Origin of the sequence: Nonomuraea corallina, assembly GCF_027620315.1 — a bacterium.
GTDB lineage: Bacteria > Actinomycetota > Actinomycetes > Streptosporangiales > Streptosporangiaceae > Nonomuraea > Nonomuraea corallina.
In genome coordinates, this window is sequence record NZ_JAPNNL010000050.1 from 18,271 (window position 1) to 39,812 (window position 21,542).

The following is a 21,542-nucleotide window of genomic DNA, read 5'->3' on the forward strand; positions in this document are numbered from 1 at the left end:
GGACGCAGCGAGCACCGGGCCACTTGATCTCAGATAGGAGGCAGGGGCCGCCCCCGGGCGGACGCCCCGCGTTTCGATGAGCACTATCGACGCATCGCGTTCCACGGATCGCACCATTGACGGGCTGCTGGAAAGCCTCAAGGACCGGACCCCGGGCATCAGGCACGTCCTGGTCCTGACCAGGGACGGGCTCAAGATGAGCTACAGCAGCGGCCTCACCAGGGACAGGGCCGACCAGCTCTCGGCGCTGTCCGCCGGGATCCAGAGCCTGTCGCTGAGCGCCTCGGCCGAGTTCGGCGACGCGATCGGCGCCGGGCAGGCGATGGTGGAGTTCGCCGGTGGGCTGCTGCTCATCGTGCCCGCCGGAGAGGGCGCCCATCTGGCGGTGGTCGCCGAGGAGGACGCCGAGGTCGGGCTGATCGCGCACAACATGAACGAACTGGTCGAGCAGATCGGCGTGTACCTCACCGCGGCCCCGAGACCGGCCGAGGGCGACGCCTCGTGAACCGGCGCCCGATCGACCGGGAGAGCCCGGACCGCCTCTACACGGTCACCGGGGGCCGCACCCGCGCCGACGAGACCGCGTTCGACTCGGTCTCGCTCATCGTCGGCGAGTGCGAGCCGGTCCCGGGCATGCAGTCGGAGCACGTCACGATCCTTCAGCTGGCCCGCCGCCCCACGGCCGTGGTGGAGATCTCCGCCGAGCTGCGGCTGCCGGTCAGCGTGGTGAAGATCCTGCTGCGCGACCTGCTCGACACGGGCCGCATCACCGTACGCCACCCGTCCGCCGGGGCCACGGCGGCCAAGCCGGATCCGGACATCCTGAGGCAGGTGCTCGTTGCGCTCAACAACCTCTGACGAGACCCCCGTGCGGGCGCCGCTGCACGACTCCGCCGCGGAGGCGATGAAGATCGTGATCGTGGGCGGCTTCGGCGTGGGCAAGACCACCATGGTGGGATCGGTCAGCGAGATCCGCCCGCTGAGCACCGAAGAGGTGATGACCGAGGCGAGCGTGGGCATCGACGACGCGAGCCGGGTCCGTACCAAGTCCACCACCACCGTGGCCTTCGACTTCGGGCGCATCACGGTCAGCGACAGCGCCGTGCTCTACCTGTTCGGGGCGCCCGGTCAGGAGCGGTTCTGGTTCGTCTGGGACCAGTTGTTCGCCGGCAGCCTGGGGGCGGTCGTGCTGGTCGACACCCGCCGCCTGGAGGACTCGTTCTACGCGATCGACCGGCTGGAGCACCACGACATGCCGTTCGTGGTCGCGGTCAACCGGTTCGCGGGCGGCCCGTCGCTGGACGCCGTGCGCGAGGCGCTGGACCTGTCGCCCGGCATCCCGCTGGTCGACTGCGACGCGCGGGAGCGGCAGTCGTGCAAGCACGTGCTGATCACGCTCGTCGAGCATCTCACCCGCCTGTACGACCGGACCCCGGCCTGAGAGGGCAGCCGTGACGAACCCCGGACATCCCGAGCACGCCGGCGCCGTCCGGCTGTACGAGCCGGAGGTCCTCGACGACCCGGCCGCGTTCCTGGAGAAGCTGCGCCGCGAGCGCGGCCCGGTCGTGCCGGTGCTGCTCGACGCCGACCTGCCCGCCTGGCTCGTCCTCGGCTACCGCGAATTGCACCATGTGACGAGCCAGCCGCAGCTGTTCGCCCGTGACCCGCGCCGCTGGAACCAGCTCGACCGGGTGCCGCCGGACTGGCCGGCCCGCCCGCACGTCACGCACCAGCCGACGCTGGTGTTCACCGAGGGCGAGGAGCGGCGGCGGCGCGGCGGCGCCATCGGCGACGCGCTGGACGAGATCGACCGCATCGAGCTGACCCAGCTCTGCGAGAAGGTCGCCGACGCCAACGTCGACCTGTTCTCCGGCGACGGCGAGGCCGACCTGGTCTCCCAGTACGCCCACCGGATGCCTGCCCAGGTCATCGCCCGGCTGTTCGGGCTGCCGGAGCCGGACGTCGGCACCCTGCTGCGCGCCATCTTCCAGGCCATGAACGACCCGGCGACCCGCGACGAGGCGGAGATGCAGGTCGGCGAGCTCATGGGCCGCCTGGTCGCCGGCAAGCGCGTCAGGCCCGGCCAGGACCTCGCCTCCCGGCTGGTGACGCACGACGCCCGGCTCACCGACCCCGAGGTCGTCTACGACATGCTGTCGCTGCTGATCGCCTCGCAGGAGAACTGCGCCGGCTGGATCGGCAACACGCTGCGCCTGATGCTCGTGGACGACCACTTCCAGATGGACCTGCAGGGCGGCCGGAGCAGCGTGGCCGAGGCGCTCAACCAGGTCCTGTGGAAGGACCCGCCCGCCCAGAACCTGCCGTCACGGTACGCCGCGCAGGACTGCGAGCTGGCCGGCCGCCGCATCCGGCGCGGCGACATGATCGTGATCAGTCTCGTCGGCGCGAACGCCGACCCGCAGGTGCGGCAGGGTCACGCCATGGCCAACCGGGCGCACCTGGCGTTCGGCCACGGCGAGTACAGCTGCCCGTTCCCCGCCCCCGAGCTGGCCGAGATCATCTCCAAGACGGCCGTCGAGGTCCTCCTGGACCGGCTGCCGGACGTGCGCCTGGCGGTCGCGCCGGAGGAGCTGCGCTGGCGCCGCAACATCTGGAACCGCATGCTGTCGGCCCTCCCCGTCGTCTTCACCCCGGCCATGGGCAGGTGAGCCGCCGATGACCCCGCTGGACGCCTATCCCGGGCACGCCGGCGCCGAGTGAGGGCGAGGAAGCGGCGGCGGCGCGGGAGCGCCATCGGCGACGCGCTGGACGAGATCGACCGCATCGAGCTGACCCTTCTCTGTGAGAAGGTCGCCGACCGGACCGCCGACGCGTCACCCCGCCGCGTACACCGACGTGGACGCCCTCCGCGACATGATCGCGATGGTGATCGCCGCGCACGGCAGCACCGCCAACTGGATCGGCAACACGCTGCGGCTGATGCTGGTCGACGACCACTTCCAGATGGACCTGCAGGGCGGCCGGAGCAGCGTCACCGAGGCGCTCCACCACGTCCTGTGGAAGGACCCGCCGGTGCGTTCGGCCACGGCGAGTACGGCTGCCCGTTCCCCGCGCCCGAACTCGCCGAGATCATCTCCAAGACGGCCGTCGAGGTCCTCCTGGACCGGCTGCCGGACGTGCGCCTGGCGGTGACGCCCGGCGAGCTGCGGTGGCGCCGCACCCTGTGGATCCGCGCCCTGGAGTCGCTGCCCGTCGTCTTCACCCCGTCGCCGATGAAGTCCTGAAAAAAAGCTTGCAGCCCTCGACCCGTACCGAAAAGATTTCGTCATGATCCGGGTCGAGGGGTTAACCAAGGTCTTCCGCCGCCCGCGTACCTTCTCCGGCCCCTTCGGGGCGCTGCGCACGCTCGTGACCCGCCAGTACGAGGAGAGGACCGCCGTCGACGACGTCAGCTTCGCCATCGACGAGGGCGAGGTCGTCGGCTATCTCGGGCCCAACGGCGCCGGCAAGTCGACCACCATCAAGATCCTCACCGGCATCCTCACCCCCACCGCGGGCACCGTGCGGGTCAACGGGATGGTGCCGTGGCGTGACCGGTCGGCCAACGCCCGCCGGGTCGGCGTGGTCTTCGGTCAGCGCAGCCAATTATGGTGGGACCTCCCCCTGATCGAATCCCTGCGCCTGGTGGGCTCGCTCTACGACGTCCCCGCCGCGCGCTTCGACGCCTCGCTGCGGAAGCTGCGTGACCTGCTCGGGCTCGACGAGTTCCTCGACACCCCGGTCCGCCAGCTCAGCCTGGGCCAGCGGATGCGCGGCGACCTGGCCGCGGCCGTGCTGTACGAGCCGCCGCTGCTCTACCTCGACGAGCCGACCGTCGGGCTCGACGTGCTGGCCAAGGAGGCGGTGCGCGAGTTCATCGTGGAGACCAACCGGACCGGGCGCACCACCGTCATCCTGACCACGCACGACCTGGCCGACGTCGAGGCGCTGTGCAAGCGGATCATCCTCATCGACCACGGCAAGGTGCTCTTCGACGGCGCCATCGACGCGCTGGTCGACCAGCCCAGACGGCTGGTGGTGCTGCTGGAGTCCGCGCCCGAGGAGGTGCGCGGGGTGTCGCGCGACGACGAGGGCCGCCACGTCTTCGACATCCACGGCGACCTGCCCGCCTTGATCGCCGCGATCTCCGCCGAGCACACGATCCGCGACCTGTCGATCGAGGAACCTGACCTGGAGAGCGTGATCAAAGGGATCTACGCGCGATGACCCGCGTCGGCTTCCTCTTCGCCCTGGCCTACCGCAGCACCATCGTCATGACCTGCGTGACGCTGGTCGCCCAGGTGTTCCTGCTGCGCATGATCTGGACCGCGGTGTACGGGTCGCGGCCCGAGGCCGGAGGTCTCACCCTCGAAGCTTTGCTCGCCTACCTCACCCTGGCCAACCTTCAGGCCTTCGCCACCCAGACCGCCGTCTCCCGCGTCATCCACCACCGCATCCGCTCCGGGACGGTCTTCTTCGACCTGGCCCGGCCGATCGGCTACCTGCGGCAGATGGCCGCCTTCCAGGCCGGCAACACCGCAGGCAGCGTGCTGCTGCTCGCCCCGGTCGTGCCGGTGGTGCTGCTGGTCGGGTCGATCACGGCGCCGGTCAACGGGCCCGGCTACGTGGTCACGCTGGTGCTCGGGTACGTGATCGCCGTGCAGCTGGCGCTGCTGATCAGCCTGCTGGGCTTCTGGATGCTGGAGATCGGCGCGATCTCACTGCTCTACCAGCTGGTCAGCCAGTTCTTCGCGGGGACGATGGTGCCGCTCGCCTTCTTCCCCGGCTTCCTGGGCGCGCTGGCCGAGGTGCTGCCGTTCAAGTACATGGGGTACGTTCCCGCGGCGATCTACGTCGGCCGCATCTCCGACATCTCTGGACCTCTCCTGGTCGAGCTCGCCTGGGTCGCCGGGCTGTGGGCCCTGCTCGCGCTGACCTGGTCACGCACCCACCGCAGGGTGGTGATCCAGGGTGGCTGAGGTCGTCCGCGCTCTGCGCCTGTACGTCCTGCTCCAGCGCGCCTCCGCCCGCGGCGCCCTGCAGTACCGCCTGAACACCGCGATCGGCGTCCTCAGCGGCGCGATCTGGCAGGGCACCGGGTTCGCCTTCATCTGGGTGGTCATGCACACCTTCCCCTCGCTCGCGGGCTGGGGACTGGCGGAGATCGCCTTCCTGTACGGGATGCGCCTGACGGCCCACGCCCTGGCGATGATCCCCATGATGAGCGTGCACGACATCCACTGGGTGGTGCGCAACGGCGAGTTCGACCGCTTCCTGCTGCGCCCGCTGAACCCGCTCGTCCAGCTCATGGGCAACCGGATGGGCCTGGCCCAGTTCGGCGACCTGCTGGTGGGCGTGGCGCTGCTCGCCGTCGCCTCCCAGAACGCCCACGTCGGCTGGAGCCCCGGCCTGATCGCCTTCTGCGCCCTGGCGATCGTCGGCGGCGCCCTCATCGAGACCGCCTTCCTCCTCGCGCTCTGCTCGCTGTCGCTGCGCATGATCGACACCTTCGCCCTGCGGGTCTTCCTGGACGACGTCTTCAGCAAGTTCGGCTCGTACCCGATGAAGATCTTCGGCGGCGTGACCGAGTGGCTGCTCACCTACGTGCTGCCGGTCGCCTTCGTGGCCTACATCCCGTCGAGCGTCGTGCTGGGCAAGCTCGACACCCCCTGGGCCCTGGCCGCCCCGCTGCTGGGCGTGATCCTGGTCTGGCCGGCCTACCTCATCTGGCGCCGCCAGCTCACCCACTACCAGAGCGTCGGCCACTGAGCGGCTCATCGCCGGTAGGGGTCGGCGTACGGTCGCGTCGACTCCTGGACGGCGTCGAAGACGGGCTCCATGGCGGGACCGGCCACGTAGTAGCGGCCGCGTGCCTGTCCTCGCGGCACCAGCCACTTCAGCCGGCACAGCTCTCTGATGTCCCGCACGGCCTGCTGAGGGCTGAGCTCGGCGTCCTGCTGGTAGACGGTCCGCCGGACTCGCGACCGCCAGAACGCGGGCAGCAGCGCGAACACGGTCCGCTCGTCGAGGCGGTCCGCGGCTGCCGCCTCCGTCAGCGCCGACCAGGCCCGGCCCAGCAGTTCCACCCTCCGTCTGGCCTGCTGCGCCTGGAGGTGGTGGGCGCGCAGGCAGAACCGGATCCACTCGTACGCGTCGCCGCCGGGATGCCAGCCGGCCCCGCCCACCTCCTGGAGGACCTGGTAATAGGCGTACGTGTTCTGCCCCCTGCCGAGCCACTCCTCGATGGAGGAGAACTCCGGGGGCAGCAGCGCCTCCCGGGCGAAGACCAAGGTGGACAGCGCCCGCGACATCCGCCCGTTGCCGTCGGCCCACGGGTGGATCATGACCAGGTTCAGATGCGCCATCGAGGCGCGGACGTGGACGGGAGCGTCGAGGTCGCCCTGGTCGAGCCACTGGATCAGCTCATCCATGAGCCCCGGCAGCAAGCCGTGATCCGGACCCGTGTAGGCGGCGACGGCGGGATCGTCGGGGCTCGTGACGTAGACCGGACCGCCGCGGATCCGCCCCGGCCGCTTGCGGGGATGGCGCTCCTGCATCATGAAGTGCAGCCCGTTCAGCAACCCCAGGTCGTACCGGAAGCCGTCGCCGGCGTCGGACAACGCTTGGATGTAGGTCATCGCCCGTTGGTAGCCCTCCAGCTCACGCCGGGTCGTGTCGCTGGTCTCCAGCGGCGCTTCACCGGCCATGAGCGCTTCGACGTCGTCGACCGATGCCGCGTAGCCCTCGATCGTGTTGGACCCGACGATCGCCCTGGCGGTCAGACTCCTGCGGAGCTGCTTCGTCCACCGCTCCTGAGGTCGCACCTGCATGCGCAGGTCATGGCGCATGCTCTCGATCTCGTCGAGCACCCGGCGATCGACGTCACCGAGCCTGGGCACCTTGTAGAGCATGACAAGATGACACCATTATCATGTCATCGGCGCAACCATGCCGCGCGTTCAGTAAGGGCTAGGTGCTCCAGATGGTGCGCAGGGGGCGCATGCCCTCCTCGACGTAGTCGGCGATGGGGCGGTCGCCGCCGGCGAGGTACCACTGCTCCAGTGCGGCGAAGTAGCCGAAGGCGAGGGCGTTCGCGATCACGCGAGCCTGCGTTTCGCTGATCTTTCCTGTCGCCGCGAGCAACGGTGAGATCCGCTGGCCGGCGCGGTCGAGCGTGGCGCAGACGGCCATACGCACCGACGGCTCGGCGAAGAAGTAGCGGACCCTGCGCCACGGGCCTCTCCCGGTCTGCGGGCCTTCGCCCGGACCGGGGCTGGATTCGTAGGCGCGGACGGCGCGGAGCAGGCTGCCGACGGGGTCGGCGGGGTCGAGGAGGCTTTCGAGCGTCTCCGGGCTCATGTGGTCGAACTCGTCGGCGACCACGATGCCTTCCTTGGTGCCGAAGATGCGGTAGACCGACGACGGCGAGACCTCGGCCGCCGCCGCGATTTCCTCGATCGTGACCGCGCCGAACCCTCGCTCGTCGAACAGGTCGAGGGCGCGTTCCTGGATGGCGCGCATGGCCTTGAGCCGCCAGCGCTCACGAAGTCCGCTCATGCCTCACCGTATCAGAAAGTCACTTTCTCAAGCTATTGACTGTCTAGGATCAGGTGCCTAGAGTCGCTCGCTGGAGACAGTCACTTTCTCAACCGGATCGGAAGGTCATGAAACGGAGATCGCTGATGTACGTCGGGGCGGGGCTCACCGCGGTCGCCGCCCTGCTCCCGTTCGTCGACCGGACCGTCCTGGCGGATCACATCAGGGCGGGCTACCCGGCCTACGCGCCCGGTGCCATCGACGCCGCCGTCACCGCGTATCTGGTGATCCTGGCCGCGGTCGGGGCGCTGGGGCTTCTCGGCTGGGCCGGCACGATCTGGGCGGCCCGCGCAGGCAAGCGCTGGGCCTTCTCGCTGGCGGTCGGGCTGCTCGTGTCCGGGCTCTGCGTCACGGTCGCCGCGCTGACCGTCCGGGACACCTCGGGCGACGTCGGCCTGGCGCCGCTGCTGGGCTGGCTGCTGGTCCTTCCCTGCGTTCCCGGTCTGGCCGCGGTCGCGTTGTGGAGGAGGACGGGGTGATCGTACGCGCGCTCGCGGCCCTGAAACGCGCGATGTACCGCGGAGGGCGGCCGAACGCGCTCATGCGGCTCATGAACCGGCTCGACGTCCTGGTGTACGGGGCTCGGCTGCTGTCACCGCGCCGGACCGCCGTGCTGAAGGTGGCAGGGCGCCACAGCGGGAACGTCACGTCGGTTCCCGTCGCGGTCGCCCGCCACCGCGACGCCGAGTTCCTCGTCTCGATGCTCGGGCCGGACGCGAACTGGGTGCGCAACGTCCGGGCCGCGGGTGGCAGGGCCACGCTCCGCCGCCGGGGGCGTGACATCCCGATCCTGCTGGAGGAGATCCCGTCCGAGCATCGGGCCGAGATCCTCCGCCGTTACCTCGCCATCGCACCTGGTGCGCGGCCTCATGTGGGGGTGAGGCCGACGGCGCCGCTGCCGGAGTTCCACCGGATCGCGCCCCGGCACCCCGTGTTCCGCATCCACCCGCGAGAGGACTAGACGGAACGCCCGACCAGCGCGGCGTCAGTCGGATACGCTCCTGCCCCTCGTCCGGCTCCGTCGCGGTGCCGATCGCCATCGGGCTGTCATGGAGGCCACCATGATCCGGCGGATCGCCCTCGACCCCGACCGCCCGGAGACCTTCGACTGCCGCAAGGAGAACCTGGGCTGACCGCGCTCACGGGCTCCGCAGAGGTCGCGGGAAACTTGGCCTGACCGACGGACAGGGCGCTCTCGTACGATGAGCACGTGATCGGTCTCGTCCGCTCCCTGTGGAAGGAGCCGCGACCCCCCGGCCCGCCCGCGCGGGGATGGCGGGACTGGTCGCTTGTGGCGGTGCTCGTGCCGGTCGCGGCGCTCGAAGGGGCCCTGCGGGCGGATCTCCCGTGGCGGACCGTCGCGGTGCTCATCACCGTGGGGCTGGTCCCCACGCTGCTGTGGCGCCGCACCCGCCCGCTGCTCATGCTCGTGATCGCCTTCGGCGTCACGAACCTGGCCACGCTCGTCACGTCCGGCGAGGCCGCCGAGACGAACACGCTGGCCTACCTGCTGATCCTGGTCTACGCGCTGACCCGCTGGGGGTCCGGGCGCGAGGTCGTGATCGGGCTGCCGATCATGCTCGGCTCGCTCTTCCACTCGATGGCCGCCGGCCGTCTGGTGCCCGCCGACGCGGTCGGCGGGCTGGCCGTCATGTTCGCGGCCCTCGCGCTGGGCGCGGCCTTCCGATTCCGCGCCGGGGCGCAGGCGCGCGAGCTCGAACAGGTCAAGTCCCTCGAACGCGAGCGCCTCGCGCGCGACCTGCACGACACCGTCGCCCACCACATCTCGGCCATGGCGATCCGGGCGCAGGCGGGCCTCGCCACCGCGGCGTCGCGGCCGGAGGCGGCGACCGACGCGCTGCGGGTGATCGAGGCCGAGGCGGCGCGGGCCCTGGACGAGATGCGGGCCATGGTCCGCGTCCTGCGCCACGACGAGCAGCCCGGCCGGGGCATCGCCGACCTCCAGCAGTTGGCGGCCGGGGACCCGTCCGGCCCGGCCGTGGACGTGGAGGTCTCCGGCGACCTCGACGGCCTCTCCCCCTCGGTCGGCGCCGCCGTCTACCGGCTCGCCCAGGAGTCGGTCACCAACGCCCGGCGGCACGCCCGCCACGCCACCCGCATCGAGGTCCGCGTCGACGCCGACGACACGTCGGTGCACCTGCGGGTGAGCGACGACGGGATCGTCCGGCTGAACGCGTCGCCAGGCTACGGGCTCGTCGGCATGATGGAACGCGCCGGCCTGCTGGGCGGCACGTGCGTGGCCGGTCCCAACCCCGGCAGGGGCTGGACCGTGACCGCGGTGCTGCCCCGGACGGGGGCGGCGACGTGAGCGTCCGGGTGCTCGTCGCCGACGACCAGGAGATCGTCCGTACCGGGCTGGTGATGATCCTGGACGCGCAGCCCGGCATCGAGGTCGTCGGCGAGGCCGCCGACGGGCGGCGGGCCGTCGAGCTGGCCCGGCGGCTGCGCCCGGATGTGTGCCTGTTCGACATCCGGATGCCCGGCCTCGACGGGATCGCCGCGACCCGCGCCCTCGCCGGGCCGGACGTCGCCGATCCTCTCGCGGTCGTCGTCATCACCACGTTCGACCTCGACGAGTACGTCTACGCGGCGCTGCGGGCCGGCGCCAGGGGCTTCCTGCTGAAGAACGCCGGCGCCCAGCTGCTCTCCCAGGCGGTGCACGCCGCGGCGGGCGGCGACGCGCTGATCGCCCCGAGCGTCACCGCGCGGCTGCTCGACGCCTTCGCCAGGACCGGTCCCGCCGGCCCGCCGGCCCGTCCCGTCGAGGCGCTCACCGATCGGGAGGAGGAGATCCTGGTGGCGGTGGCGCGCGGGCGGACCAACGGGGAGATCGCCGACGAGTTCCACATCTCGCTCAGCACGGTCAAGTCCCACATCGCCAGCCTGATGGCCAAACTCGGCGCCCGGAACCGGGTCGAGATCGCCATGTGGGCGTACGAGACGAACCGGGTCAGGAGCTGAACCGGACCGGCCACCTCTGGATGATCACCTCGGCCACGATCAGGTTGATCACCCAGCCGGCGCCCAGGAGCAGCGCCCTGGCGAGCTGGTCGGGCGGGCCGGCGATCCCGTAGTAGGGCGCCAGCACGAACGCCTGCGTGCCCGCGCCCAGGCCGATCGCGTACCCGCGGATCATCCAGGCGCGGTGCGCGGTGAAGTCGCGCCGCCGGACCGCGGCCAGGCCGAGCACGATCGAGGCGGCCATGGCCGTGCCGAACACCAGCCGGAAGGCGGCCAGGAGCGGCCCGTCATGCTCGGGCAGGGCGTAGAACACGGCCATCCACATCCCGCTGAGCGCCGCGACGAGCCCGCACGGGGCCACCAGCCGACCGGCCTTCCGGTGGTGGCCGGGCTTCCTGCGACGCAGCCGGGGGACGAACTGGAAGGCCCCGAGCACGGTGTAGACGGTCACGCCGACGATGTGCAGCAGGATCGGGACGGGCGAGGCGAGGAAGCGCGCGTTGTCCGGCGTGACCGCCGCGCCGCCGGTCAGCTCGGCCAGGCGGAGGCCGCCGGCGAGCACCGGGACGAGGCCGAGCCCGATCAGCGCGGCGACGGTCCAGCCCGCCCGCTCCCGCCGCGTCGCCATCTTGTCTGTCATGCCGTCGATCGTGACGGTGGGACGGGTGGCGGCTCATCGCCAGAAAGGTCCGTTCTGAGCTGGCCGATCGTTGCTCAATCAGGCGTACTTTCGGCTGATGACCCCCTTGAGCAGGATTTTTACGCTGATCGCATGATTCCGAATCCCTCCGAGGAGAAGACGATGAAGGCGTTCGTCCTGCGCTCGTACGGCTCACCCGACGCGCTCGAACTCACCACCGTCGACCGGCCCGTGCCGGGCCGCGGCGAGGTGCTGGTCCGGGTGCGCGCCACCTCCGTCCAGCCGTTCGACTGGCACCTCATGAGAGGTGAGCCGCGCGTCTCGCGCCTGATGGGCGGCCCCCTGGGGGTCCGCCGGCCGAAGATCTCCATCCTCGGCGCCGACGTCGCGGGCCAGGTGGAGGCGGTCGGCGAGGGCGTGACCGAGTTCCGCCCAGGGGACGAGGTGTACGCGATGTCCAAGCAGGGCGGCTTCGGCCAGTACGCCCTCGTACCGGCGGCCGAACTGGCCCCCAAGCCGGCGAACCTGACGTTCGAGCAGGCCGCGGCGGTGCCCCTGGCGGCGAACACCGCCCTGATCGCCCTGCGCGACAAAGCCCGGGTCCAGCCGGGCCAGAGCGTGCTCGTGATCGGCGCCTCAGGAGGCGTGGGCACCTTCGCCGTCCAGCTCGCCAAGGCGTTCGGCGCGCACGTCACCGGCGTCTGCGGCCCGCGCAACGTCGACCTGGTCAGGTCGATCGGCGCGGACGAGGTCGTCGACTACGCCAAGGAGGACTTCACCCGGCTGGGCCGGCGCCACGACGTCGTCGTGGACTGCGCCGGCAGCCACTCGGCCCTGGCCTGCCGGCGGGTGATGACCCGCAGGGGCACCTACGTGGTCATCGGCGGCAAGGGCGGCCGGTGGCTGCGTCCCATGCCCCACGTGGTCGCGGCGCCCCTGGTGTCGCCGTTCGTGTCGCAGACGATGACCACGGCCGACGTGATCGGCTGCACCGAGAACCGGCGGAACCTGCTGGCGCTGACCGAACTCATCGAGTCCGGCCAGGTCACCCCCGTGATCGACCGCACCTACGCCTTCGCCGAGATCCCGGCGGCGCTGCGGCGTTCCGAGGCGGGACACGCCTCCGGGAAGATCGTCGTCACGGTGTGAGCTTCACGCCGGCCCCGCCCATCCGCCACCGGAGCCGAACCGCTGGTGCGCCCGTCCGCCATAAGACAGATTTGTCCCATGGACCGCCAGCTCATCAGCCATCTCGCCCACCGTGACCACCCCATCGCCGCACCGGTCTCCGGGGCGCACGTGACCCGGCTGCTGCGCCGGGCCCGGCTGCCGGAGGGGGCGAGGATCCTCGACCTCGGCTGCGGCGAGGCCGCGTGGACGCTGCGCGCGCTGGCGCTCTACGAGGACGCCACCGCCGACGGGGTCGACATCTCCACCGAGGCGCTCAAGGCGGCCGAGGAGCACGCCGACGCCCAGGGCGTGTGGGAACGCGTCCGGCTGCACGAGCGACCGGCCGCCGGCTTCCCCGTGGCCGAACGGTACGACCTGGTGCTCTGCGTCGGGGCCACGCACGCGTTCGGCGGGCTCGCCGCCACCGCGGCCCATGTCAGGCGTTACCTCGGGCCGAACGGCCTCGCGCTCATCGGCGAAGGGTTCTGGGAGCGCGAGCCGACGCCGGAGGCGCTCGCCCGGCTCGGCGCCGAGCCGTCGGAGTTCCTCGACCTGCCCGGCACCGTCGCCGCCGCCGAGTCCGCCGGCTTCGACACCGTCTACGCCTACACCAGCGACCTGTCCGAATGGGACGACTACGAGTGGTCCTGGACCGGGACGCTGCTGCGCTGGGCCAACGAACACCCCGGCCCGGACGCCGACGCCGCCCGCGCGGCCGCCCGCGAGCACCGCGACTCGTGGCTGCACGGCTACCGGGGCGTCCTCGGGTTCGTCACCCTCCTGCTCCAGCGCACGGACTGACCGGCGGAGGCCGGTCCCGGTGATCAGGGTGCCGTCGTCTCCCGCGGCTCCAGGGTGATCGTGAGGTGGGCGGACAGCGCGCGGAGGAAGTCGGGGGCGTCGAAGATCGCGCCGGCGGAGGCCACGCCGACGGTCCTGGTCCGCCCCGTGAGGATGCGCCCGACCGCCTCCACCGCGAGCGGCGCGGTGACGGCGTAGATGTCCCGCCCGCTCGCCACGGCCCGCCGCCGCTCCTCGCCGGACCGTACGACGACGTCGACGAGGAACGTCTGCCCGGACCGTCCGCGCCCGTCGGCCGCGACCGGCGCCGGCGTGTCCGGGGAGGCCAGGTCTCCGGCCGCCTCGACGGTCATGTACGTGCGGACCTCGGGGATGGGCAGATGGCTGGGGATCGTGACGACGTCGGCCATGGTGAACTCGCCGATCACGTCCCGGGGGCCCGCCGGGTCGGGGAAGGCCCACCGCAGCGTCGGCAGGTCGTCACTGTGGTACTCCAGCCGTCCCTGGGTGAACCGGACGCGCCGGCCGTCCCGCCGCCGCCCCGAGACCTGGCCCGCCAGGCGCGTCCCCTCGGTGGGGTGCCAGCTGCTCAGGCCGTAGGCGACGTGCGCCTCGTCGGCCGCGGTCCAGTCGCCCATGGCCGCGCTCGCGAGCAGGTCGCCCAGACCGCCGTAGAAGGCCATCGCGGGGACGACCACGGCTCCGGCCGCGCGGGCCCGGTCCGCGAAGTGCGCGAACGTGTCGGCGTTGGCCTCGATCTCGGCGGCGACGTCCACGTAGGGGATGCCTGCCCGCAGCGCCGCCTCGATCACCGGGGCGGCGGTCGTGGCGAACGGCCCGGCGCAGTTGATCACGGCCGCGGCCCCGGCCAGCGCCCGGTCCAGCGCGGCCGGATCGTCCACCGCGGCCGGCCGCACCTCCAGCCCCGGGCGGTCCAGCGCCTTCAGCTTGACGTCGTCACGCCCGGACAGGATCGGGACGAACCCGCGCTCCAGCAACTCCGCCACCACGAACCGCCCGGTGTGCCCGTACGCCCCGTACACCGCGACCGTCTGCCCCGATTCCATTGCTTCTCCCGTTTCGACCGGTTCCTGCGTCACCGGAATCCTGGCAGCGGCGACCGGCTCGCACGACCGTCCGGAACGCCAACATCCGCACAGTTTCGGACATCCGATCGCGTCAGCAGCGCAGGCCCGGCGTGTGCTCGCGCAGCATCTCCAGGAACGCCTCCGTGAGCGGCCCCCGATGGCCGCCCCGGCGCCGGACGGCGACCACGGGCAGCCAAGCCTCCAGGCCGTCGACCTCGACCGTTCGCAGGCTGCCGATGCGCAGTTCCTCGTGGACGCTGCTGACGGGCATCAGGGCGACGCCGAGCCCGGCCTGCGCCAGCCGCTTCTGCGCCGTGAGGCTGTCGATCCTGGTCACCCGCGTGCCCTCGGGCAGGAGCCGGTCGAGCAGGTGCCCGAACGAGTCGGGCTGACCCCGTTCGGGAGAGAACCCCAGCCACCGCTCGCCGTGCAGCGCCTCCAGACCGGGCAGGCGTCCGGCCGTGAGGGGATGCCCAGCCGGGACGACCACCACCAGGCGCTCCGCCCCGAGCGGGATCGACTCCAGCCGCGGGTCGGCGTCCGGGAAGTACCGCAGCCCGAGAGACGCCTCCCCGGTGCGGACGAGCGCGCTGACCTGCCGGCTGGTGGCGGTGGTCAGTTCGACCGCGACGTCGGGGGAACGTGACTCGAACGCGCGCAGCGCGTCCACGAGATGGGAGTCGGCCAGCGTGCCGACGATGGCCAGGCCGAGGCTCCTCGTCTCACCCTCCCGCGCGACCTCCTCCCGTACGGCTCGTTCGGCGTCGCGGACCGTGGCCAGCACGGCCTCCGCGTGCGGCAGCAGCGCCCGGCCCGCGGCCGTCAGGCGCACCCGGCGACCGGCCCGCTCGTACAGGGGCGCCCCCAGCGACCGCTCCAGCTCACGGACCCGGCGGCTGACCGCCGGCTGGGAGAGGTTGAGCCGCATGGACGCCTCGGTGAAGCCGCCCCACTCGGCGACGGCCACGAACGCCACGACTTCGTCGATGGTCATCACATCCATCAGTTTTCCTGATAGAAGCATCCGTTCTATGCATTTGCCGGAGGAGATGGCCGCGGCCGAGAGTGGAGGGCGTCATCCGACCCCTTGAGGAGCCCCGTGAACGATCAGACGGCCAGAGCCCGCCGCTTCCGCGAACTGCACGAGCGCCCCGAGCCCTTCCTGCTGCCCAACCCGTGGGACGCGGGCACCGCCCGGCTGCTGGCCTCGCTCGGCTTCGAAGCCCTGGCCACGACCAGCTTCGGCGTGGCCAACCAGCTCGGCCGCAGGCGGGCGGGCAGGCAGGACGTCCTGGACAACCTCCGCGCCGTCAGCGACGCCACGCCGCTGCCTGTCAACGCCGACCTGGAGAACTGCTTCGCCGACGACCCCGCCGAGGCGGCCACGATGATCGCGGACGCGTGCGCCGCCGGCGCGGCCGGGGTCTCCATCGAGGACGCCACCGGCGACCCCGCGGCGCCGATCTACGACTTCGAGCTGGCCGTCGAACGGGTGCGGGCGGCCGTCGAGGCGACCCGCGCCCTGCCGGTCCCCCTCGTCCTGACGGCACGGGCCGAGAACCTGCTGTGGCAGGCCGGCGACCTCGCCGACACCATCAGGCGCCTGCAGGCGTTCGAGGAGGCGGGCGCGGACGTCCTGTACGCCCCCGGGCTGCGGACGCTCGACGAGATGCGCGCGGTCGTGTCCTCGGTCGGCAAGCCGGTCAACGTCGTGATGGGCATGGCCGACCCGGACATCACCCTGACGCGGCTCGCCGAGATCGGCGTCCGCCGGGTCAGCGTCGGCGGGGCGCTCTCCCGGGTCGCGCTGCGCTCGTTCATGGACGCGGCCGGGGAGATGCGGGACGGCCGGTTCGGGTTCGTCAGACGGATGGCCGCGGCCGAGGACCTGCACCGCGCCTTCGACTGACGGCGCCGTTCAGCCCGTGTAGTTCTCCCCCAGCGGCCGGCCGGGGATCGGCTTGGCGATGAGCGCGACCGGGATGAAGAAGCAGATCTGGCCGATCGCCATGATGAGCGTCCAGAGCGCCCGCTCGTCGTAGTGGCCGCGCGCTCGGTCGTACAGCTCGTCGGGGACCCGCTCCCCGGAGGGGTTCGGGGACAGCACGGCCTCCACGAGCTCCAGCGCCACCCGTTCGGGGCCGGTGAAGTACGGGGCGTCCCGCCAGGACGCCACGGCGGTGATGCGCTCCTCGGGCTCCCCCGCCTCGCGGAGCAGGCCGGCCTGCCGGACGGTGTGGTACGTGCTGCCGACGAGCTGCCCGGCGCGGAGCTGCACCAGGCCGACGGTGGTCCGCGGAATCAGCCCGTTGCCGACGACGGCGGCCATCCCGCCGGCCAGCATCCCCACCTCCTCGGGGAAGAACGCGGTGGGGTCGGGCAGCCGCGAACGGAGGCCGGCCTGCTCGGTCGTCGTGGGTGTGGACATGGCATCCCCTTGGTCGTCTCTGTCACGTTTGAGGGGAACGCCCCTCACTGATCCGACGAGACGGCCCCGGGGAATGTGAGGCGTCGCTCGTACTCCTTGGTCCACGGCTTGAGCTTGTCGGGATTCCGTACGCCCCACACCCGCGTGATCCGGTCATCCGCGACCTCGAAGGCCATCACCGTCACCGTCACCCCGTCCAGCCGCACCAGCAGACCGGGCCGGCCGTTGACCGAGCATTCCAGGATCGCCATGCCGGGCGCCCTGCCGAGGAGGTCGACGGCGTGGCGCGCGATCCGCTCGCCGCCCTCGATCGGACCGGGCACCGCGTCGACCAGGCCGCCGCTGTCGGTGACGACCGTGGCGTCCGGGTCGAGGAGGCCCACCAGGGCCTCGATGTCGCGGGCCTCCCAGGCCCGTTTGAACTCCCTCACGACTCCGGCCTGCCGCGCCGCCGTCGTCAGGGGAGGCCGCGCATCACGGATCCGCCGCCGGGCGGACGAGGCCAGCCGGCGGCAGGCCGCCGGAGTCCGGCCGACGATCCCGGCCACTTCCGCGAAGGAGTAGCGGAAGACGTCGTGCAGGACGAACGCCACGCGCTCCGCCGGGGTCATCGACTCCAGCACCACGAGGAAGGCCATGTTGACCGACTCGTCGAGCGTGACACGGTCGGCCGGGTCGCCCGTCGGCTCCGTACGCTCCGGCAGCGGCTCCGGGATCCAGTCCCCCACGTAACGCTCCCGCCGCACCCGCGCCGAGCGCAGCAGATCCAGGCAGATGCGACCGGCGACCTTCGTCAGCCAGGCTCCGGGGACCTCGATCTCCTCCTGCTGCCGCCGCGACATGGCGTACCAGCGGGCGTACGTCTCCTGGACGACGTCCTCGGCCTCGCTCAGGGAGCCGAGGAGCCGGTAGGCGAGGTTGACCAGGTGACCCCGCTCGCTCATGATCACGTTCAGGCTCGGGTCGGACGGTGTGGTCATGGCGTCGTCGGCTCCCTCCGCGCAGCGGCCGTCACCCGTCCGACGAGACAGCCACCCGAGGTGTGACGCCCTGGCCGTGAGCGACGACGGCGCTCGGCGCCTCCGCCGCGTCGGATGCCGGGGGCCCGTCGTCGACCGGACCCCGGCACCCTTTCACCACAGCGGCGAGCTCATCGGCTCAGTTGTGGTCGGACACCCAGGCCGAGCACGGGTGGTTGCCGAAGGTGTCGTTCACGCAGACGCGGTAGACGATCGCGAAGTATCCGGTCTGCAGGTTGAACCCCTTCGTGCTGCCGCAGCCTCCCTCGTTCTCCTTTTCGACGGTCCCGTTGTTGTTGATCTGGTACTCGACGTACACGGAGTGCGCGTCGCACTTGGCGTCGTACAGGTCGAACCACGCCTTGTTGGCATGGGTGCCGTTCGAACGGTTGAACCACGCCTCACCGGCGCGGGTGCCGTTGGTCTTGACGATGGCGTTCGAGGAGGCCGCCGCCTGCGCCGGTGGCGCGAGGACGAGCGTGCCCCCCACGGCCAGCACCAGCGTGCTCAGGACGGCCAGCAGACGACTTTTCATGCGCACTCCCTCGTACGGCTCTGGCCGTTCAGTTCCGGTCCCTTACGGTGCCTGAGCACGTGTCGCTGAAGATGCCGTCGTCGACGCACACCTTGTATTCGATCGTGAAGCTGCCGCTCTTGAGATTGAAGCCCGCGGTGGTGTTGCACCCGCCGTCGTTGACGTCCGTGTACCACTTGGACACGCCGCTGGTGACGTACTTCCAGTACACGTAGACCGGTTCCGCGTCACACTTCGCGTCGTACAGGTCGAACCACGCGTTGTTGCCGTGGCTGCCGTCGGCGCGGTTGAACCACACCTCACCGGCGCGGGTGCCGCTGGTCTTGACGATGGCGTGCGAGGATGCCGCCTGAGCCGGCGCTTCGAGAACCAGGACGCCGGCCGCCGCCAGGGAAGCGGCAGCCAGGATCGGCCCTATGCGTTTCCGGAGCATCGTTCACCTTTCGAGATATGGGCCCGGTCTGGCGAGGGGGCGCGCTCTTGCGCACACGGAACAGGCTCGCGGGACCGCCCGCGAAACATCGATCACCCCGTGGCCCGCATTCCCCTCGTAGGCCCCCGACACAACAGCGTTATGTCGGGTTGAACGTACGCCATACGGATAACCTATGACTATCCCGACATATAGGGCTTTATCAATTCGAGATCTAAAACGCTTGCGATCGTCACAATGGAACGTTCCGGCTCCGGAGACCCAACGAAAATCACTGTGAGTGACGTCCGCACGAACCCTGGTCCACCGCGGCCCGGCACGCGGACTCCCCTGCGGGGACGACGCGTACTATCGTGACCGATATGGAAAACCGCCCCTCGCCCATGGACTCCCACCGATCCCATCTGCGCGCCTCCGACAGCAACAGGGAGCAGGTCGCCGCCGTGCTCGGTGAGGCCATGAGCACCGGCCAACTGAGCCACGAGGAGTACTCAGAACGCCTGGACAAGCTCTACCAGGCCAAGACCGTGGGAGAACTCCAGCTCCTCACCCACGACCTCCAGACACAGTCGGTGACCGCGACCCCGCTCTCCCTCTCACCGGCCACGGACTCCGAGGCCGAGAACGTGATCGCCATCTTCGGCGGCGCCGAACGCAAGGGCCGCTGGCGCGTACGGCGACGGACCAGGGCGCTCGCCCTCTTCGGCGGCCTGCGGTTCGACCTGACCGACGCCGAGTTCGAGGCGAGAGAAGTCGAGATCACCATTGTCGCGATCTTCGGCGGCGCCGACCTCATCGTGCCTGAGGGGGTGGAGGTGCGCAGCCAGGGCGTCGGCATCTTCGGCGGCTTCGACGTCCACAGCGGCCCGGACATCGACCCGTCGGCGCCGGTGGTCGTGGTGAAGGGCCTGGCGCTGTTCGGCGGGGTGAGCGGCAAACTACGTCGCCGGCGCAGGAGCTGAACGCCGGCCCGGCATCCCGTACCAGATCCTGACCGGCAGGTGGAGGACGTACCCGAGCTGTTCGAGCGAATGCCCTCACCAGAGCGGAGTTGGTCCGTCTCGCCGCAGAGTACCGGACGTCCTGGAGTCTCGCACGCCAGCTGGAGCGTGGGCTTCTCTAGATCCTTCAGCACTTTGGGCACCGCGTCTGGACCGATGCGTCGGAGGTCATCGACCGCGCGCCGTGAAGACGACGTCCGACACGCCTCACTCGTCGTCCGGGATGGCGGTCAGCGACTCGCGGGAACCCGCAGCCAGCCGACTGGATGAGTGGATCTCGAGCTGCTAAATGATCTTTGAAGCCCTCGGTCTTCGTAGGGCCTGTAGGACAAGCATGAGTCCTTTGGCGGAGGAACGCGTGCCGATGGACTCATGATGGGCGACCGTCAACGGTCGAACCAGCGTGCCGCCGAGGGCGTGAGCAGCAGGATGACGACCGCGAGCGGCAGGACCAGGCTGGGCAGCGTTGCCCAACCGAGCTCGCCCTCGACAGCGGTCGGGATGACACCCAAGCCGACCCCGACCACCTCGATGGCGATGCCGGACCAGCGCACCCATTTCCTGCGTGACGACCAGCGAAATATCAGCCACCCCTGGAGCACCACGACCAAGACGCCGGGGAGGAACGCCACGAGAAGTGCCGCATCGACGGCGGCGGCCACCGCGCCCGCCAAAAATATGGCTAGAAATAAAAGTCCCAAGCCTACTTGCAAGGTCATGATGACCCTGGCGGCCAGTGCCGTGGCCGGCATCCGCTCAGCCGGAATAACCTTCGTCACACGATCATCATGCACCATGACAAGCGTGATCCGAAATGATCTCGTCATGTTCGATCTTCGTCAAACCAGTCGGACAAGTTTCGACAATAGTCCCGGGAACTCCCGCTCGGTCCGTCCTCGCACAGGCTCAGACAGGGACCACCTGCACGGCCTTCCCGCACAGTTTGCTCATGTCGTCCGCGTCGGACGTCAGAACAATGGCAGGGCGCACCGAACGCAATGCTGTGGCCGCGACCACAGCGTCGATGGCATACTTGTGACCGTGGAGGCGGGCATCCCGTAGTAGTTCGATCGCACGCGATGAGATCTCCTCGGTCACCGGCTCGATCTTCAGCCGGGACAGATACCACCTGAGACGATCGCTCTTGACCCGGATGTCTTGCGCCTCAATCGGTGTCATGGCGCTGACCGCGACCCGGAAGTCATTGTCCTGCGCCTCCCGCACGAACGCTGTCACCCGCTGATCGGCCTCGCACCACTTCACGAGCCCTTCGCAGTCGAGAACGACGGTGCCCGCGCTCAGTCTGCTTCGTGCGCGCGCCATCCGTCCTCCTCCTGAAGCTCAGGCGCCGACTTGACGCGGCGGAACAACTCCGCCGCCTCGTCACGCAGCGACTGTGGGATCGGCCCGGAAGCGGCCTCGTTCGCCTGCAGTGCCTCCTCCAAGAGATCCCGCTCGATCTGACGTTCCACGGCGGCATCGACATAGGCGGAAAACCCCCGGGCCCCGACCCGCTCGCGGACGGCGCGAATGTTGCCCGTTCTCAGAGACACACTGACCTTAGCGGCCGGCCCGGCCCCTGGGGCGAAGTCTCGCTCTGGCATACCCATGGGCCAATCTTACTACTCGAAGTAGCAATATTGTGATCCGCCCTCCGGCCCAAATAGAGGACGGACCGCCCTCACCCGTCCGGCGTTGCACCCCGGGCACGAACCCGCCCCGGCCTTCGCTCCATCTGTCAGAGCCGTCCAGTCGTCCGAGTGGGCTCGACCTCACCTTCGAGACCTGGCCCTCTGCGCAGACGAGGTCAGATTCCTCCTGAGGAACCGATCTGCTCACCTGCCGACAC

29 protein-coding genes are annotated in these 21,542 nt (G+C 70.6%); 16 read left to right on the forward strand and 13 right to left on the reverse strand.

What is annotated here, in order from left to right; all coding sequences use genetic code 11:
- The first annotated feature begins 76 nt into the window (after positions 1–76).
- The 4 genes from OUY22_RS15165 to OUY22_RS15180 are packed head-to-tail and all read left to right on the forward strand — an operon-like array spanning position 77 to position 2,669.
- Positions 77–505: a roadblock/LC7 domain-containing protein gene (locus OUY22_RS15165; RefSeq protein WP_270155592.1), complete on the forward strand. Its 429-nt coding sequence runs from the start codon at positions 77–79 to the stop codon at positions 503–505.
- Positions 502–858, forward strand: coding sequence for a DUF742 domain-containing protein (locus OUY22_RS15170; protein ID WP_270155593.1), 357 nt, complete (start codon positions 502–504; stop codon positions 856–858). The genes OUY22_RS15165 and OUY22_RS15170 overlap by 4 nt, the downstream gene beginning before the upstream one ends.
- 46 nt (positions 859–904) lie before the next feature.
- Positions 905–1,441 (forward strand): GTP-binding protein, encoded by a 537-nt coding sequence (locus OUY22_RS15175; protein WP_270155620.1) that lies wholly within the window; start codon positions 905–907, stop codon positions 1,439–1,441.
- A 10-nt stretch (positions 1,442–1,451) separates the two neighbouring features.
- Complete coding sequence (locus tag OUY22_RS15180) at positions 1,452–2,669, forward strand: cytochrome P450 family protein (protein ID WP_270155594.1); 1,218 nt, start codon at positions 1,452–1,454, stop codon at positions 2,667–2,669.
- A 165-nt stretch (positions 2,670–2,834) separates the two neighbouring features.
- On the opposite strand, the gene OUY22_RS15185 is transcribed toward OUY22_RS15180, so the two are convergent.
- Positions 2,835–2,996, reverse strand: a complete 162-nt coding sequence (locus tag OUY22_RS15185) for a hypothetical protein (protein ID WP_270155595.1) — start codon at positions 2,994–2,996, stop codon at positions 2,835–2,837.
- A gap of 21 nt (positions 2,997–3,017) precedes the next feature.
- On the opposite strand from OUY22_RS15185, the gene OUY22_RS15190 reads away from it, so the two are divergent.
- Genes OUY22_RS15190 through OUY22_RS15205 form a run of 4 tightly spaced genes read left to right on the forward strand, consistent with a single transcriptional unit; the run spans position 3,018 to position 5,769 of the window.
- Entirely contained in the window at positions 3,018–3,245 is a 228-nt protein-coding gene (locus tag OUY22_RS15190; protein ID WP_270155596.1) for a hypothetical protein, read from the forward strand.
- Positions 3,246–3,288: 43 nt separating this feature from the next.
- The gene (locus tag OUY22_RS15195; RefSeq protein ID WP_270155597.1) at positions 3,289–4,227 is read left to right on the forward strand and encodes an ABC transporter ATP-binding protein; all 939 of its coding nucleotides are present in this window, start codon (positions 3,289–3,291) and stop codon (positions 4,225–4,227) included.
- Positions 4,224–4,979, forward strand: a complete 756-nt coding sequence (locus OUY22_RS15200) for an ABC transporter permease (RefSeq protein ID WP_270155598.1) — start codon at positions 4,224–4,226, stop codon at positions 4,977–4,979. Before OUY22_RS15195 ends, OUY22_RS15200 begins: the two co-directional genes overlap by 4 nt.
- Positions 4,972–5,769 (forward strand): ABC transporter permease, encoded by a 798-nt coding sequence (locus OUY22_RS15205; protein ID WP_270155599.1) that lies wholly within the window; start codon positions 4,972–4,974, stop codon positions 5,767–5,769. Before OUY22_RS15200 ends, OUY22_RS15205 begins: the two co-directional genes overlap by 8 nt.
- Before the next feature lie 5 nt (positions 5,770–5,774).
- Here the strand turns inward: OUY22_RS15205 and OUY22_RS15210 are convergent, their stop codons facing one another.
- Both OUY22_RS15210 and OUY22_RS15215 read right to left on the reverse strand, forming a co-directional pair.
- On the reverse strand, positions 5,775–6,911 hold the full coding sequence (locus OUY22_RS15210; RefSeq protein ID WP_270155600.1) for a Fic family protein: 1,137 nt from the start codon (positions 6,909–6,911) through the stop codon (positions 5,775–5,777).
- A gap of 58 nt (positions 6,912–6,969) precedes the next feature.
- Positions 6,970–7,557: a TetR/AcrR family transcriptional regulator gene (locus OUY22_RS15215; protein WP_270155601.1), complete on the reverse strand. Its 588-nt coding sequence runs from the start codon at positions 7,555–7,557 to the stop codon at positions 6,970–6,972.
- A 125-nt stretch (positions 7,558–7,682) separates the two neighbouring features.
- Between OUY22_RS15215 and OUY22_RS15220 the strand changes: the two genes are divergently transcribed.
- The 4 genes from OUY22_RS15220 to OUY22_RS15235 all read left to right on the forward strand — a co-directional run bounded on the left by OUY22_RS15220 (position 7,683) and on the right by OUY22_RS15235 (position 10,578).
- The gene (locus OUY22_RS15220; protein ID WP_270155602.1) at positions 7,683–8,075 is read left to right on the forward strand and encodes a hypothetical protein; all 393 of its coding nucleotides are present in this window, start codon (positions 7,683–7,685) and stop codon (positions 8,073–8,075) included.
- Positions 8,072–8,557 carry a nitroreductase/quinone reductase family protein gene (locus tag OUY22_RS15225; protein WP_270155603.1) on the forward strand — a complete coding sequence of 162 codons (486 nt, stop codon included), beginning with the start codon at positions 8,072–8,074 and terminating at the stop codon, positions 8,555–8,557. The genes OUY22_RS15220 and OUY22_RS15225 overlap by 4 nt, the downstream gene beginning before the upstream one ends.
- A 249-nt stretch (positions 8,558–8,806) precedes the next feature.
- The gene (locus tag OUY22_RS15230) at positions 8,807–9,925 is read left to right on the forward strand and encodes a sensor histidine kinase (RefSeq protein ID WP_270155604.1); all 1,119 of its coding nucleotides are present in this window, start codon (positions 8,807–8,809) and stop codon (positions 9,923–9,925) included.
- Positions 9,922–10,578, forward strand: a complete 657-nt coding sequence (locus tag OUY22_RS15235) for a response regulator (protein ID WP_270155605.1) — start codon at positions 9,922–9,924, stop codon at positions 10,576–10,578. The genes OUY22_RS15230 and OUY22_RS15235 overlap by 4 nt, the downstream gene beginning before the upstream one ends.
- Here OUY22_RS15235 and OUY22_RS15240 read toward each other — a convergent pair.
- Positions 10,568–11,218, reverse strand: a complete 651-nt coding sequence (locus tag OUY22_RS15240) for a DUF2306 domain-containing protein (RefSeq protein WP_270155606.1) — start codon at positions 11,216–11,218, stop codon at positions 10,568–10,570. The genes OUY22_RS15235 and OUY22_RS15240 overlap by 11 nt on opposite strands.
- Positions 11,219–11,350: 132 nt before the next feature.
- Here OUY22_RS15240 and OUY22_RS15245 point away from each other — a divergent pair, with 132 nt between their 5' ends.
- Both OUY22_RS15245 and OUY22_RS15250 read left to right on the forward strand, forming a co-directional pair.
- The gene (locus OUY22_RS15245) at positions 11,351–12,367 is read left to right on the forward strand and encodes an NAD(P)-dependent alcohol dehydrogenase (protein ID WP_270155607.1); all 1,017 of its coding nucleotides are present in this window, start codon (positions 11,351–11,353) and stop codon (positions 12,365–12,367) included.
- Positions 12,368–12,445: 78 nt separating this feature from the next.
- Entirely contained in the window at positions 12,446–13,189 is a 744-nt protein-coding gene (locus tag OUY22_RS15250) for an SAM-dependent methyltransferase (RefSeq protein ID WP_270155608.1), read from the forward strand.
- A 23-nt stretch (positions 13,190–13,212) separates the two neighbouring features.
- On the opposite strand, the gene OUY22_RS15255 is transcribed toward OUY22_RS15250, so the two are convergent.
- Both OUY22_RS15255 and OUY22_RS15260 read right to left on the reverse strand, forming a co-directional pair.
- Complete coding sequence (locus OUY22_RS15255) at positions 13,213–14,256, reverse strand: saccharopine dehydrogenase family protein (RefSeq protein WP_270155609.1); 1,044 nt, start codon at positions 14,254–14,256, stop codon at positions 13,213–13,215.
- Between the two features lie 112 nt (positions 14,257–14,368).
- Entirely contained in the window at positions 14,369–15,271 is a 903-nt protein-coding gene (locus tag OUY22_RS15260; protein ID WP_270155610.1) for a LysR family transcriptional regulator, read from the reverse strand.
- A 105-nt stretch (positions 15,272–15,376) separates the two neighbouring features.
- On the opposite strand from OUY22_RS15260, the gene OUY22_RS15265 reads away from it, so the two are divergent.
- Positions 15,377–16,186, forward strand: a complete 810-nt coding sequence (locus tag OUY22_RS15265) for an isocitrate lyase/PEP mutase family protein (RefSeq protein WP_270155611.1) — start codon at positions 15,377–15,379, stop codon at positions 16,184–16,186.
- 9 nt (positions 16,187–16,195) lie between these two features.
- On the opposite strand, the gene OUY22_RS15270 is transcribed toward OUY22_RS15265, so the two are convergent.
- The 4 genes from OUY22_RS15270 to OUY22_RS15285 form a co-directional block, all read right to left on the reverse strand.
- On the reverse strand, positions 16,196–16,705 hold the full coding sequence (locus tag OUY22_RS15270; RefSeq protein ID WP_270155612.1) for a carboxymuconolactone decarboxylase family protein: 510 nt from the start codon (positions 16,703–16,705) through the stop codon (positions 16,196–16,198).
- Between the two features lie 44 nt (positions 16,706–16,749).
- Positions 16,750–17,685, reverse strand: coding sequence for an RNA polymerase sigma factor SigJ (gene sigJ / locus OUY22_RS15275; protein ID WP_270155613.1), 936 nt, complete (start codon positions 17,683–17,685; stop codon positions 16,750–16,752).
- A 178-nt stretch (positions 17,686–17,863) separates the two neighbouring features.
- Complete coding sequence (locus OUY22_RS15280; protein WP_270155614.1) at positions 17,864–18,259, reverse strand: hypothetical protein; 396 nt, start codon at positions 18,257–18,259, stop codon at positions 17,864–17,866.
- Positions 18,260–18,287: 28 nt separating this feature from the next.
- Positions 18,288–18,692, reverse strand: coding sequence for a hypothetical protein (locus tag OUY22_RS15285; protein ID WP_270155615.1), 405 nt, complete (start codon positions 18,690–18,692; stop codon positions 18,288–18,290).
- 362 nt (positions 18,693–19,054) lie between these two features.
- Here OUY22_RS15285 and OUY22_RS15290 point away from each other — a divergent pair, with 362 nt between their 5' ends.
- A complete protein-coding gene (locus OUY22_RS15290) occupies positions 19,055–19,654 on the forward strand; it encodes a DUF1707 SHOCT-like domain-containing protein (protein ID WP_270155616.1) in 600 nt (199 codons plus the stop codon).
- A 425-nt stretch (positions 19,655–20,079) separates the two neighbouring features.
- Here the strand turns inward: OUY22_RS15290 and OUY22_RS15295 are convergent, their stop codons facing one another.
- The 3 genes from OUY22_RS15295 to OUY22_RS15305 form a co-directional block, all read right to left on the reverse strand.
- Complete coding sequence (locus OUY22_RS15295) at positions 20,080–20,520, reverse strand: hypothetical protein (RefSeq protein ID WP_270155617.1); 441 nt, start codon at positions 20,518–20,520, stop codon at positions 20,080–20,082.
- Between the two features lie 79 nt (positions 20,521–20,599).
- Complete coding sequence (locus tag OUY22_RS15300) at positions 20,600–21,016, reverse strand: type II toxin-antitoxin system VapC family toxin (RefSeq protein ID WP_270155618.1); 417 nt, start codon at positions 21,014–21,016, stop codon at positions 20,600–20,602.
- A complete protein-coding gene (locus tag OUY22_RS15305; protein ID WP_270155619.1) occupies positions 20,992–21,303 on the reverse strand; it encodes a hypothetical protein in 312 nt (103 codons plus the stop codon). Before OUY22_RS15305 ends, OUY22_RS15300 begins: the two co-directional genes overlap by 25 nt.
- Positions 21,304–21,542 lie beyond the last annotated feature (239 nt).